This is a genomic window from Dactylosporangium salmoneum (genome assembly GCF_039532525.1).
GTDB classification, from domain to species: domain Bacteria; phylum Actinomycetota; class Actinomycetes; order Mycobacteriales; family Micromonosporaceae; genus Dactylosporangium; species Dactylosporangium salmoneum.
On the sequence record NZ_BAAARV010000070.1, the window covers coordinates 56049 to 68591 of the forward strand.

The 12543-nt window shown below is 71.3% G+C and carries 12 protein-coding genes; all 12 read right to left on the reverse strand.

Translation table 11 applies throughout. The features are described from left to right. Positions 1–587: 587 nt before the first annotated feature. The 12 genes from ABD352_RS36045 to ABD352_RS36100 all read right to left on the reverse strand — a co-directional run bounded on the left by ABD352_RS36045 (position 588) and on the right by ABD352_RS36100 (position 12354). Positions 588–1199 carry a TetR/AcrR family transcriptional regulator gene (locus tag ABD352_RS36045; protein WP_344617015.1) on the reverse strand — a complete coding sequence of 204 codons (612 nt, stop codon included), beginning with the start codon at positions 1197–1199 and terminating at the stop codon, positions 588–590. Positions 1200–1256: 57 nt separating this feature from the next. Then, positions 1257–2858 carry an MFS transporter gene (locus ABD352_RS36050; protein ID WP_344617016.1) on the reverse strand — a complete coding sequence of 534 codons (1602 nt, stop codon included), beginning with the start codon at positions 2856–2858 and terminating at the stop codon, positions 1257–1259. A gap of 112 nt (positions 2859–2970) precedes the next feature. Beyond that, complete coding sequence (locus ABD352_RS36055) at positions 2971–3891, reverse strand: branched-chain amino acid ABC transporter permease (RefSeq protein WP_344617017.1); 921 nt, start codon at positions 3889–3891, stop codon at positions 2971–2973. After that, a complete protein-coding gene (locus tag ABD352_RS36060) occupies positions 3888–4760 on the reverse strand; it encodes a branched-chain amino acid ABC transporter permease (RefSeq protein WP_344617018.1) in 873 nt (290 codons plus the stop codon). The genes ABD352_RS36055 and ABD352_RS36060 overlap by 4 nt, the downstream gene beginning before the upstream one ends. Before the next feature lie 6 nt (positions 4761–4766). Next, positions 4767–6008, reverse strand: a complete 1242-nt coding sequence (locus ABD352_RS36065) for an ABC transporter substrate-binding protein (RefSeq protein WP_344617019.1) — start codon at positions 6006–6008, stop codon at positions 4767–4769. A gap of 16 nt (positions 6009–6024) precedes the next feature. Beyond that, complete coding sequence (locus ABD352_RS36070) at positions 6025–6717, reverse strand: ABC transporter ATP-binding protein (protein WP_344617020.1); 693 nt, start codon at positions 6715–6717, stop codon at positions 6025–6027. After that, the gene (locus ABD352_RS36075) at positions 6704–7462 is read right to left on the reverse strand and encodes an ABC transporter ATP-binding protein (RefSeq protein ID WP_344617021.1); all 759 of its coding nucleotides are present in this window, start codon (positions 7460–7462) and stop codon (positions 6704–6706) included. The genes ABD352_RS36070 and ABD352_RS36075 overlap by 14 nt, the downstream gene beginning before the upstream one ends. A gap of 184 nt (positions 7463–7646) precedes the next feature. Beyond that, positions 7647–8741, reverse strand: a complete 1095-nt coding sequence (locus ABD352_RS36080) for a branched-chain amino acid ABC transporter permease (protein ID WP_344617022.1) — start codon at positions 8739–8741, stop codon at positions 7647–7649. After that, on the reverse strand, positions 8738–9625 hold the full coding sequence (locus tag ABD352_RS36085; protein WP_344617023.1) for a branched-chain amino acid ABC transporter permease: 888 nt from the start codon (positions 9623–9625) through the stop codon (positions 8738–8740). The genes ABD352_RS36080 and ABD352_RS36085 overlap by 4 nt, the downstream gene beginning before the upstream one ends. Further along, on the reverse strand, positions 9622–10341 hold the full coding sequence (locus ABD352_RS36090) for an ABC transporter ATP-binding protein (protein WP_344617024.1): 720 nt from the start codon (positions 10339–10341) through the stop codon (positions 9622–9624). Before ABD352_RS36090 ends, ABD352_RS36085 begins: the two co-directional genes overlap by 4 nt. After that, the gene (locus ABD352_RS36095) at positions 10338–11081 is read right to left on the reverse strand and encodes an ABC transporter ATP-binding protein (RefSeq protein WP_344617086.1); all 744 of its coding nucleotides are present in this window, start codon (positions 11079–11081) and stop codon (positions 10338–10340) included. Before ABD352_RS36095 ends, ABD352_RS36090 begins: the two co-directional genes overlap by 4 nt. Before the next feature lie 64 nt (positions 11082–11145). Further along, on the reverse strand, positions 11146–12354 hold the full coding sequence (locus tag ABD352_RS36100; RefSeq protein ID WP_425553799.1) for a substrate-binding domain-containing protein: 1209 nt from the start codon (positions 12352–12354) through the stop codon (positions 11146–11148). Positions 12355–12543 lie beyond the last annotated feature (189 nt).

The window sequence follows — 12543 nt, forward strand, 5'->3', positions numbered from 1 at the left end:
CATGGCAGCCAATTCCGTCTTGGTGAACAATTGCAACTGCCCCATGTACCTAATTGTCCCAGCACCCGGCCGGAATCACCGCCCCGAAGTCCGCGCAGAATGTCAAATGGCGCACGCCCGCTCGCGCGAGGACCATTGTGACAACAAGTGACCGGCCGTTCAGTGGGGGCTGGCGCGCTGAGCTGCGATGTGGGCGCGACACCCGTCCTGCGGGTCGAGGTGGCGCTGACCCCGACCCGCGGAGCGCCAAAGTGGACGACGACGGAGGCCGCCCGGAGGCACACAGACCTACGCCGCGGGCCGAAACCCGCCGGACAGACGCCACAGGCCGCAACAACGCCAACCAGCACCCGCGGGTCAGAACCGCCAGGCCGACGCAGCGGCCCCATGAACGCGGGCCAGCACCCGCGGGGGCAGGACCGCCGGGCCGACGCAGCGGGCCGCAAGAACGCGGGCCAGCAGCCGCGGGGGCAGAACCGCCGGCCCAGCAGCGCCATGCCGGGCCGCAGCGCTGTGCCGGGACGGAATGCGCCGGCCCGGCGCCGCTCGGGAGAGCGGGCCGGGCCGGGGTGCAGGAGAGGACGCGATCAGGCGTGCGCGCCGCGCAGGACGAAGTCCACCAGGCTTTCGGCGAAGTTGTCGTCCGGCACGTTCGGGTTCCAGCGCAGCATGTTCTGAGCCAAGGTCGGCCCCGACAGGACCAGCACCGACATCTCGACGTCCAGGTCGGCGCGTAGCTCGCCCGAGGCGATGCCGCGGCGCAACACCGACCGCATCAGCTCGCGGCGGGGCTCCGCGACGCCCTGGTAGACGCGGTGCATCTCCGGGCTCTTGAACAGCTCGGGCATCAGGCAGGCGGTGGCCTTGCCGTACTGCTCCATGCGCTTGTTGCGCATCGCGGCGACCAGTATCACCAGGTCGTCGCGCGCCGACTCGCCGCGCGGCTCGGGCAGGGGGCCCTTCATGGCCAGTACGGCGTCGATGAGCAGCGCTTCCTTGTTCGGCCAGCGGCGGTAGATCGTCGCCTTGCCGACGCCGGCCTTCGCGGCGACCGCCTCGATCGAGATGCCGTCGGCGCTCTGGCCGGCGCTGAGCAACTCGAACACCGCCTCGACGATCGCCTCGTCGACCCGGGCGCTACGGGGCCGGCCAGGACCCTTTCGGTCCTGGTCAGGCACCGCATCCACGCTGAGCGTCATAGTCTCCATTGTTACCGAGTTTTCACACCGAAGCTACTCACCGGTTTCCTCGCGCCCTCATTCACCGACCGTCACCAGCTCTACACCCTGCTCCTCGGCCAGGCCCTCGGCGCTGGTCGGCGCGGGGGCGGAGGCGGGGCGCTTGCCGGGCAGCCAGACGACGGCCACGACCGCGCCGAGGATGGCGAAGATCGCGGAGCCGACGGCGGCGTTGTGCATGGCCGCGATGAAGGCGTCGTTGGCGTGCTGGATCAGCGCCGGCCCGGCGGACCCGGCGTGTGCCGCCACGCCGTACGCACCGGAGATCGACTCGCCCGCGGCGTCCTTCGCGGCGGCCGGCAGGTTCGCCGTGGCGCTGGAGACGTGGTCGCGGTAGACCGAGGAGACGACGGCCCCGAGGGCGGCCACGCCGAGGGCGCCGCCGACCTGCCGGATGGTGTTGCTGACGGCCGATCCGACGCCGGCCTTCTCCCGGGGAAGCGACGACATGATGGACTCCGTCGCGGGCGGCATCACGTTGGCCATGCCGACGCCCATGAGGAAGAACAGCGCGCCGACGACCCAGATCGGGGTGGTCGCGGTGATGAACATCCACGAGGCCAGGCCGACCGCGACGAGCAGGAGACCGGTGGTGCTGACCGCCTTCGGGCCGAAGCGCTTGACCATCGCGGCGCTGCGCGGGGCGAAGATCATCTGGGCCGCGGCGAACGGGACGAACAGGGCGCCGGAGGCCAGCGGGCCGTAGCCGCGGACCAGCTGCAGGTAGAAGGCGCTGATGAACATGATGCCCATGGCCGCGAAGAAGACCAGGCCGATCATGCCGGTCGAGGCGCTGAACTTGCTGTTGGAGAACAGCCGCACGTCCAGCGACGGGAACTCGATGCGCCGCTCGTAGATCACGAACGCGGCCATCACGACCGCCGAGGCGGCCAGCGTGCCCCAGGCCTCCGGCTTGCCGAAGCCCTTGTCGCCGCCCTCGATCACGCCGTACGTCAACAAGGTGAGGCCGACGATGGACAGCAGCACGCCGACGATGTCGATGCGGCCCGGGCGCGGGTCGCGCGACTCGGGGATGAGCGTGTTGACCAGGATCAGGCCCACGATCACGATCGGGACGTTGATCAGGAAGACCGAGCCCCACCAGAAGTGCTCGAGCAGCAGGCCGCCGACGATCGGGCCGATCGCGACGCCCAGGCCGACGGCGCCGGCCCACACGCCGATGGCGCGGCCGCGCTCGCGCGGGTCGAAGACGTTGGCGATGATCGACAGGGTCGAGGGCATGACCGCCGCGGCGCCGAGGCCCATCAGGGCGCGGGCCCAGATCAGCTGGTCGGGCGAGCCGGAGTACGCCGAGACGAGCGAGGCGATGCCGAACAGCGCCAGGCCCACGGTGAGGGTGATGCGCCGGCCGAGGCGGTCGGCGAGGATGCCGGCGGTGAAGAGCAGGCCGGCGAAGACCAGCGTGTACGAGTTGATCGCCCACTCCAGCTGGCTCTGGGTCGCGCCCAGGCCCTTCTGCGGGTCGGCGATGGTGCGCATGGCCACGTTGAGGACGGTGTTGTCCAACACGACCACGAGCAGGCTGATGACGAGCACGCCGAGGATCGCCCAGCGACGCGGGTGTCCTGTGTTCGGTGCTGCCTGGGTTGCTGCGTCCACGGTGTTGCTCCCCCTGGATTGGAACGCGCGAAAACGATACGGAACAGTTCCGTATCAACGTAGCCCTGGCGACGCCGATACGGAACCGTCTCGTATTGAAAAGTGCGTCCCATCACACGCGGCGCCACCTGCGGAATAAACCGGCGACCGTGCCCCACAGCCCCCGCCGGAACAGCAGCACCACGAGCACGAAGACGCCCCCGGTGACCAGCCCGATCAGGGTGAAGCCGGACTGCGACAGCACGTCCTCCAGGTCGACCATGAGCGCGGCGCCCAGCACCCCGCCCCACAGCGTGCCGATCCCGCCGAGCACGACCAGCACCACGCCCTTGCCCGACGTCGTCCAGTGCACGACGTCGAGGGAGACGAAGCCGTGCGCGACGGCGAAGAGGCCCCCGCCGAGCCCGGCCAGAAAGGCCGAAAGCACGAAGACCAGCAACTTGTACCGCGAGGTCGCATACCCCAGCGCCCGCGCCCGGGCCGGGTTGTCCCGCACCGCGACCAGCACCCGGCCGAACGGCGAGTGCACGATCCGCCAGGCCAGCAGCAGGCCCAGCACGGCGATGGGCAGCGCCGCGTAGTAGAAGTAGTACGGGTCCGACAGGTCCAGCCCGAACAGTTCCCGGGGCACGCTCTGCAGGCCGTTCTCGCCCCCGGTGACCGAGGACCAGGCGTTGGCGACGTAGTAGATCATCTGCGCGAAGGCCAGGGTGACCATCGCGAAGTAGATGCCTGTACGCCGTACCGCCAGGAATCCGATCGGCACGGCCAGCGCGGCGGCGGCGAGGGCCCCGCCCAGCACCGCCACCGGGAAGGGCGCCCCGGCCTTGGCCGCGATCAGCCCGGCGGTGTAGGCCGAGGTACCCCAGAAGGCGGCGTGGCCGAAGGAGAGCAGCCCGCCGTAGCCGAGCAGCAGGTCGATGGCGACCGCGAACAGCGCCCAGCAGAGCATGTCGACGGCCACCGCCGGGTAGATCCCGTTGGGCAGCCAGAGCGCGACCGCGGCGCCAACGGCCAGGAGCACCCATTTCATGCTGCGCTCTCCTCCCGTCCGAAGAGCCCGGCCGGGCGCACCAGCAGCACGAGCGCCATGACCAGGAAGATGAGGGTCTGCGCGAGCAGCGGCGGGGCGTAAGCCTCGCTCCACGCCTGCAGCAGCCCGATGCCGAAGCCGGCCGCGACCGACCCGAAGACCGAGCCCAGCCCGCCGATGACGACGACGGCGAAGACCCCGATGACGAGGTCGCCGCCCATGAGCGGGTTGACCGCCCGCACCGGCGCGGCCAGCACCCCGGCCAGCGCCGCCAGGCCCACGCCGAAGCCGAACACCGGGGCGATCCAGCGCCCGACGTCCACGCCCAGCGCCCGGGTCAGCTCGGGCCGCTCGGTGCCGGCCCGGACCACCAGCCCGACCCTGGTCCGGCTCAGCAGCCACCAGACCAGGACGCACAGCGCCATCGCGACGGCGAAGACGAAGACGCGGTACGCCGGGAAGTCGAACACCCCGAAGTCGACGGTGCCGCGCAGCCCGGCCGGGGCGTCGTACGGCTTGGACTGCGAGCCGTAGCGGGCCTTCACGGCGTCCTGCAGGATCAGCGTCAGGCCGAAGGTGAGCAGGAAGTTGTACAGCGGGTCCAACCTGGACAGCCGCCGCACGACGGTCAGCTCGAGCACCACGCCCAGCAGGCCGAGCACGGGCGGTACGACCAGCAGCGCCAACCAGAACGAGAGCCCGAAGGAATCCAGCAGGAAGAAGGCGCCCACCGCGCCGAGCATGTAGAACGCGCCGTGGGCGAAGTTCACCACGCGCAGCATGCCGAAGATGACGGCCAGGCCGAGGGCGAGCAGCGCGTAGAAGCCGCCCCCGACCAGTCCGTTGAACGTGTGGGTGAGGAAACCCATCGCGGATCAGAGCTTGCAGTCCGCCGACGGCGCGCGGAACGCGTCCTGGGCCGGGATGGTCTTCAGGATCTGCTCGTAGTCCCACGGCTCCTTGACGTCGGCCGAGGGCTTCACCTTGGCCAGGTAGGCGTCGTGCAGCACCCGGTGGTCGGCCGCCCGGAACTCGCCGTTGCGCAGGAAGAAGTCGTCCACCTTCTTGCCCTCCAGCTGCTTGACCACCGCGTCGGCGTCGTCGGTGCCGGCCGCCTGCACGGCCTCCAGGTACTGCATGGCCGCCGAGTAGTTGGCCGCGTGCGCGAACGTGGGGCGCTGCCCGCCGGCCTTGGCCGAGAACTTGTCGGCCCAGGCGCGGTTGCGCTCGTCGAAGTTCCAGTACCAGGCGTCGGTGAACGTGGTGCCGGCCAGCGCGTCCGGGGTCAGCGAGTGGATGTCGGTGAGGAACATGAGGCCCACCGCCAGCCCGACGCCCTTGTCCTTGAGCTTGAACTCGTTGTACTGCTTGACCAGGTTCACCAGGTCGGCGCCGGCCTGCATGGTGCCGAGCACGTCCGGCTTCGGGTTGAGCGTGGGCGCCTTGAGCAGGAAGGTGGAGAAGTTGTCGTTCGGGAACGGGGTCGGGTCGCTGGCCACGACCGTCCCGCCGCCCTTCTGCACCGCCGCCGTGAAGGACTTCTGCATGTCCTGGCCGAAGGCGTAGTCGGGGTAGACGATGTACCAGTTCTTGGCACCGGCCTGGGTGGCCGCGGTGCCGGTGCCGTTGGCCAGCATCGCCGTGTCGTAGGCGTAGTGGAACGTGTACTTGTTGCAGGACTTGCCGGTCAGGTCCGTGGTGGCGCCGGAGATGTTGAAGTACAGCTTCTTGGCCTGCTTGGCGACGTCGGCCACCTTGAGCGCCGCCGAGGACGTGGGCACGTCGAGGATGGCGTCGACGCCCTGGCGGTCGTACATCTCGCTGGCCCGGGTGTTGGCGATGTCGGGCTTGTTCTGGTGGTCGGCGGAGACCACGGTGATGTCCTTGGTGATGGCCTTGTCGCCGTACTTGGCCTTGAAGTCGTCGATGGCCATCTGCACGGCCACGACGGAGTTCTTGCCGGACAGCTGGGCGTAGGTGGCGGACTGGTCGTTGAGCACGCCCAGCACGATCTTGTCTCCGGTGAGCCCGCCGCCGCCCGACTTCTGAGGGCCTCCGCCGCCGCAGCCGGCGAGCGTGACGCACAGGGCGGCGCCGATCGAAATGGCTTTCTTCATTGGGGTGTACCTCCACTCAAATGCCGAGGTGCGCGAGGAACTCGGCCTCGCGGGAGCGCACGTCGGCGTTGTCGAAAGTGCCGGCGATCCGGCCCTCGGCGAGCAGGTAATGGCGGTCGGCGACGGTGGTGGCGAAGCGCAGGTTCTGCTCCACGAGCAGCACGGTGACGCCGGAGTCCCGGGCCCGGCGCAGGATCTCGCCGACCCGGGCGACCAGCAGCGGCGACAGGCCCTCGGTCGGCTCGTCGCACAGCAGGACGGTGGCCCCCATGCGCAGCACCCGGGCCAGCGCGAGCATCTGCTGCTCGCCCCCGGAGAGCTTGGTGGCCGGGCTGTGCCGGCGTTCGTAGAGGTTCGGGAAGGCCTCGTGGATCTCGTCGAGCCCCCAGGGCCGGGGGCCGACCACGGGCGGCAGGGCGAGGTGCTCGGCGACGCTGAGGGTGGCGTAGGCGCCGCGGTCGTCGGGCACCCAGCCCAGGCCGGCGCGGGCCCGGCGGTGGGCCGGGCGGCGGGTCAGGTCCGCGCCGGCCAGCTCGACCGTGCCGGACTGCCCGTCGTGCAGGCCCATGACGCAGCGCAGCAGGGTGGTCTTGCCGGCCCCGTTGCGCCCGGCCAGCGTGACGACCTCGCCCTCGCCGACCTCGAGGTCCACGTCGCGCAGGACGGCGGCCTCGCCGTACCAGGCGGACAGCTTCTCAATGCGCAGCATCGGCGCTCCCCAGGTAGGCCTCGACGACGCGCTCGTCGGCGCGCACCTCGTCGTAGGGGCCCTCGGCGAGCACCCGGCCGGCCTGCAGCACGGTGACCCGGTCGGCCAGCCGCCCGACGACGCTCATGTTGTGCTCGACCAGGACCACGGTCCGGCCGTCGCGGACGGCGCCGATCAGCTCGACGGTCCGCTCGACGTCCTCGACCCCCATGCCGGCGGTCGGCTCGTCCAGCAGCAGGACCTTCGGGTCCAGGGCCAGCGCGATCGCCAGCTCCAGGGCCCGCTTGCGGCCGTAGGCGAGGCTGCCGGCCGGCTCCTCCGCCGCCGCGCTCAGGCCGACCCGCTCCAGCAGCTCGCCGGCCCGGGCCCGGAAGCGGCGCAGCGGCCGCTCCGAGCGCCAGAAGGCCCAGCCGAGCGACGTGCCGCCCTGCAGGGCCAGCTCGACGTGGGTCCGCACGGTCTGCTGCGGGAACAGGCTCGCGATCTGGAATGAGCGGGCCATCCCGAGCCGGGCGACCTTTTCCGGCGCCAGCCCGGTGATGTCCCGCCCGCCGAGCTCGATGCGCCCGGCGCTCGGCGGGAGAAACCCGCTGAGCAGGTTGAACAGCGTCGTCTTGCCGGCCCCGTTGGGCCCGACGAGCGCGTGGACGCTGCCTGCGGCGACGTCGAGATCGACCCCGTCGACCGCGCGGAACCCGCGGAAGTCCCGCGTGAGCCCGCGCGCGACGAGCGCGGAACCGTCCATAGTGGACACCTCCTCTGGCGGATTGGAAGCAAGCTTTGGCGCTCGGCTCCAACGTCGCCATGGAGGTGATCCATACATTTACCTACATGCGCGTGGCGGTCATCGCCACAACCCGACATATCGCCCTAAACACGACGAGTCCGGGCACCACCCAGGGGTGCCCGGACTCGTCGCGCGGAGGCGCTCAGCGGCGCTCGGGGATCCACCTCGCCAAGGGACCCAGGCGGGTGCGAAGGCCGGCCAGGCCTCCCGGGAAGAAGTACACGGCCAGGATGAACACCGTGCCCAGGATGAACAGCGGCTGGGACAGCGGGCCGCGCAGGAAGCCCGGCAGCCCCGACACCGCGTCCGAGTCGCGCAGGGCGACCAGCCGGTAGTCGAGGTACGTGAACAGGAAGCCGCCGAGCAGCGGGCCCCAGCGCGTCCCCGGGCCGCCCAGCACCACCATCACCAGCAGGGTCAGGGTCTGGTCGGAGGCGGCGATGTGCGGGGTGGCGCCGCCGATCAGCAGCGCGTACATCGCGCCGGCCAGGCCGGCCAGGCCGCCGGAGACGGTGAAGGCGAAGAGGCGGTAGCGGTACGGGTCGAGCCCGAGCACGCCGACGCGGCGCTCGTCGTCGCGGACCGCGGCCAGCACGCGCCCGGCCGGGGAGTCGGCGATGGCGTGCACCACGAGGACGGTGATGACCAGGACGGCGACGGCCAGCCAGTACAGGTTGACCGTGTTCGACACGCCGACCAGGAAGTCCGGCACCCGGGCGGTGTCCATCGGCAGGCCCTCCTCGCCGCCGGTCGCGCCGCCCGGGTTGCGGCCGATCGTGATCGCGGCGACCTGGGCGAAGGCGAGCGTCACCATGGCGAAGGCGATGCCGCCGGTGCGCAGGGCGACCGCGCCCAGCAGCGCGGCCAGCGTGGCCGTGCCGACGACCGCGAGCAGGATCGACGTCCACAGGCCGTAGCCGGCCTTGGTGACCAGCATGTCGGTGCCGTACACGCCCGCGGCGAAGTAGAGGGCGTGGCCGAACGACAGCAGGCCGGTGCGGCCGAAGAGCAGGTCGTAGCCCATGGCCAGGGCGCCGAAGACGAGGCACAGGGCCAGCAGCTGCAGCGTGCCGGGCGTGTTAACCGCGTTGTCGAACACGCCGGGGATCTTCAGGCCGCAGTACGGCAGCGCGATGAGCACCACCAGCACCACGAGCGGGCCGAAGCGGGCCAGCGGCACCCGCTTGCGCGGCGGGGCGGCCGCCGTGGCCTTGGGTTGCGCCGTCTGTGTCGTCATGAGGTGGCGACCTTCCCGGTGATCCCTTGCGGACGGACGAGCAGCACCACGGCGAGCAGCGCCACGACGCAGATGTCGCCGAGGCCCGACCAGGTGTAGTTGACGAACTGCTGCAGCAGGCCGACGGCGGCCGCGGCGTAGGCGGCGCCGGTGACCGAGCCCATGCCGCCGATGACGACGACGATGAACCCGAAGATGAGCAGCGAGCTGCCGCCGGTCGGCGAGATCGAGCCGGCGTAGACCCCGCCGAGCGCACCGGCCAGGGCCGCGGCGGCGCCGCCGATGGCGAACACGAGCGTGAAGGACCGCCGCACGTCGATGCCGAGCGCGGTGACCATCGAGCGGTCCTCGACGCCGGCGCGGATGACCAGACCGATCCGGGTGTACTTCAGGAAGGCCAGCAGCCCGGCCAGCACCGCGACGGCCGCCCCGATGAGCAGGAAGCGGTCGTTGGGCACCCGCGCGCCGGCGATCGTGGTGAGCTGCTGCGTCCACTGCGGCCGCGGGTACGTCCGCGGGTCGCTCCCCCACGAGGCCTGCAGCAGCGCCACCCCGGCCAGCGACAGGCCGACGGTGACGAGCACCTGCTCGATGGTGCGCCGGTAGAGCGGCCGGATGAGCACCAGCTCGACCAGCGCGGCGACCACTGTGCCGCAGACCACGCCGAAGACGACCGCGAGCACGAAGCCCCAGCCGCTCGGCCCGGCTCCCGGGAGGTGGTCCGAGGCCCACCAGGTGCCGTACGCCCCGACGGAGAGGAACAGCCCGTGCGCGAAGTTGAGCACGTCCGCGAGCCCGAAGACCAGGGCGAGCCCGGAGGCGACGAGGAAGTACAGGGCGGCGAGCCCGAGCCCCGTCAGCGTGAGCAACACGATGGTGCTCATGTGTGCTCTCCCTTTCCGACGCCCAGCAGCGCCTTGGTCTTCTCGGTGTAGTCCAGGAGGTCCTGGGCGCCGCCGGTGTAGGCGACCTTGCCGTTGGCGATGACCACGGCGTCCCGGGCCAGGCGGCGCACCACGGCCAGGTTCTGCTCGACCAGCAGCATCGGCACCGTCTGGGCCACCGCGTGCAGGGCGGCGGCGACCTCGCCGACCACCTTGGGGGCCAGGCCCTTGGTCGGCTCGTCGATGAACAGCAGCCGGTTGGGGTTGAGCAGCACCCGCCCGATGGCGAGCATCTGCTGCTGGCCGCCCGACAGCGTGCCGGCCCGCTGCTTGCCGCGCCGCTGCAGCTCGGGGAAGAGGCCGTAGACCGTGTTGTAGTCGGGGTCGGCGCCGGGGCGCTCGGCCAGGCGCAGGTTCTCGGCGACGGTCAGGCCGCCGAACACGCCGCGGTCCTCGGGCACGTAGCCGAGGCCGTCGCGGACCAGCCGGTGCGTGGGCTGGCGGGTGATCGGGGCGTCGGCCAGGCGGACCTCGCCGCCCAGCTCGGCCTTCGGCGGCAGCAGGCCGAGCACCGCCTTGAGCGTGGTGGTCTTGCCGACGCCGTTGCGCCCGAGCAGCGCGGTCACGCCGTGCGGCGCGACGCCGAAGGTGACCCCCTGCAGGATGTGCGACCCGGCGATGCGCACGTTGAGGTCACGGATCTCGAGGATGGTCACAGTTTCTCCCCCAGGTACGCCTCCTGGACGGTCCGGTCGGCCATGACCACGTCCGGGGTGTCGCAGACCAGCAGCGCGCCGTGGTGCATGACGGCGACCCGGTCGGCCAGGTCGAGCACGACGTCCATGTGGTGCTCCACCATGAGCACGCTGCGCCGCTCGTCACGGGTCAGCGTGCGGATGAGGGCCACCAGGCCGGGCACGTCCTCGGCGCTGACCCCGGCCATCGGCTCGTCGAGCAGCAGCACCCGGGGCTCGCCGGCGAGCAGCAGCGCGATCTCGAGCTTGCGCTTCTCGCCGTGGGCCAGGGTGCCGGCCAGCGCGCCGGCCCGGTGCTCCAGGCCCACCCGCCACAGCACCCGCTCGGCCCGCTCGGCGATGTCGCGGTCGCGGCCGGGCCACGGGAACGGGCGGATCGAGCCGCCGCGGCGGGCCTGCACGGCCAGCCGGACGTTGGCCGCGACGGTGAGCGAGCCGAACACCGACGAGGACTGGAAGGTACGCCCCAGGCCCAGGCGGGCCCGGCGGTGCGGTGCCAGCCGGGTCACGTCCTGCCCGGCGAGGGAGACCGAGCCGTCGGACGGGCGGCGCAGGCCCGAGATGAGGTTGAACAGCGACGTCTTGCCGGCGCCGTTGGGGCCGATGACGGCGAGGAACTCACCCTCGGCGAGGTCGATCGAGACCCCGTCGACGATGGCGACCCCGCCGATCTTCCAGGTCAGCCGCCGGGTGGAGAGCAGGCCGGTGGCCGGGGCGTCCGCATGGACTCCCCCGGCCACCGGCGTGGTGCCGAGCGACACGAGCTCAGCCCTTCATCTGCGCGACCGGCGGCGAGGCGTCGGCCGGGTCGAGCGCCTTGACCAGCTCCGGCTTGAGGTCGGCGCCGGTGCCGGAGAACTTGCCCTGGAACATCGGCTGCAGCAGGGCGTGGTCCTCCTTGCGGATGGTCAGCTTGCCCTTGACGCCGTCGAAGCTGTAGCCCTCCAGCGCGGTGACCATCTTGTCGACGTCGTCGCCGCCCTCGGTCGCGGCCCGGACCACCATCTGCGCGGCGGTGAAGCCGTCCGGGTGGAACAGGTCGACCTTGCCGCCCTCGACGCCCTTGCGCAGCGCGGCGACGGCCTCGTTGTCGCTGGCCCCGTCGAAGTAGTGGGCCAGCAGCGAGATCTTCGAGCCGGCGGCGCCGAAGGTCGGCCAGGAGGCGCGCTGGTCGATGCCGGTGACCACGAGCGTCGAGCCGAGCACGCCCTGCTGGTCGAGGGCCTGCCACATGGCGGAGGCGGTGGCCCCGGCCCAGGCGACGAAGATCATGTCGGCCTTGGCGTTCTTGGCCTGGACCGCGAAGCCGGTGAAGTCGGTGGCGTTGGCCGGCACGAAGAGGTTCTCGACGGTGGCGCCGGCGCCGCCGACGACCGCCTTGACCGCGTCGGCGTTGGACTTGCCGAAGGCGCCGTCCTGGGTGAAGACGAGGACCTTCTTGCCGGTCGGGGAGGCCAGGTAGGACTTGGCGGCCAGCACGTCCTGGTAGGACTGGCGGCCGGACCGGAAGGTGTACTTGTTGATGCCCGTGATGGCGTCGGTGGCCGCCGGGCCGGAGATGAACAGCACCTTGTTCTGCGCGGCGAGCGGGGCCATCTGGCCTGCGACGCCCGAGGAGGTGCTCCCGGCGATGATCTTGTAGCCCTGGCCGATGAGGTCCTTGCCGGCCGAGACCGCCTTGGCGGCGTCCCCGGCGTCGTCGACCTCCTTGACCTCGATCGGGCGGTTGCCGACCTTGCCGGTGCCCTTCGTGGCGTACGCCAGGCCGGCCTTCCAACCCTCGATGTACTGCTTGCCGTAGCTGGCGAGGGGACCGGTCTGGGAGTAGACGAGCCCGACCTTGATCGGGGCGCCGTCGCCGGCCGGCTCCTGCGCCGCCTCCTTGGGGCTGCTGCACGCAGACGCGAACGTCGCGGCGAGCGAAAGTCCCAGCGCCGCGATCAACACCCGCCGCGGCGCACTTGTCTGCCTGATCAACGCTTCCTCCGTGTGAACGCCTTGTTAAGGCCAGCGCCTGCTGGCGGTGTTCGACACGCTAGGAGTGGCGTCGGGCACGTAGCTATGTGGTCGGCCCACACAGAATGCCGGGAACCCTATGGGGCAATCCGGTCGAGAAAGTCCCTGAGCTGGGGCGATGACCGTTTCAGACATGGTTCGGCCCTC

Bases quoted from the DNA above. Each gene is read 5' to 3' on its own strand.
- ABD352_RS36045 (WP_344617015.1), bottom strand. From the start codon at position 1,199: ATGACGCTCAGCGTGGATGCGGTGCCTGACCAGGACCGAAAGGGTCCT.
- ABD352_RS36055 (WP_344617017.1), bottom strand. From the start codon at position 3,891: ATGAAATGGGTGCTCCTGGCCGTTGGCGCCGCGGTCGCGCTCTGGCTG.
- ABD352_RS36060 (WP_344617018.1), bottom strand. From the start codon at position 4,760: ATGGGTTTCCTCACCCACACGTTCAACGGACTGGTCGGGGGCGGCTTC.
- ABD352_RS36065 (WP_344617019.1), bottom strand. From the start codon at position 6,008: ATGAAGAAAGCCATTTCGATCGGCGCCGCCCTGTGCGTCACGCTCGCC.
- ABD352_RS36070 (WP_344617020.1), bottom strand. From the start codon at position 6,717: ATGCTGCGCATTGAGAAGCTGTCCGCCTGGTACGGCGAGGCCGCCGTC.
- ABD352_RS36075 (WP_344617021.1), bottom strand. From the start codon at position 7,462: ATGGACGGTTCCGCGCTCGTCGCGCGCGGGCTCACGCGGGACTTCCGC.
- ABD352_RS36080 (WP_344617022.1), bottom strand. From the start codon at position 8,741: ATGACGACACAGACGGCGCAACCCAAGGCCACGGCGGCCGCCCCGCCG.
- ABD352_RS36085 (WP_344617023.1), bottom strand. From the start codon at position 9,625: ATGAGCACCATCGTGTTGCTCACGCTGACGGGGCTCGGGCTCGCCGCC.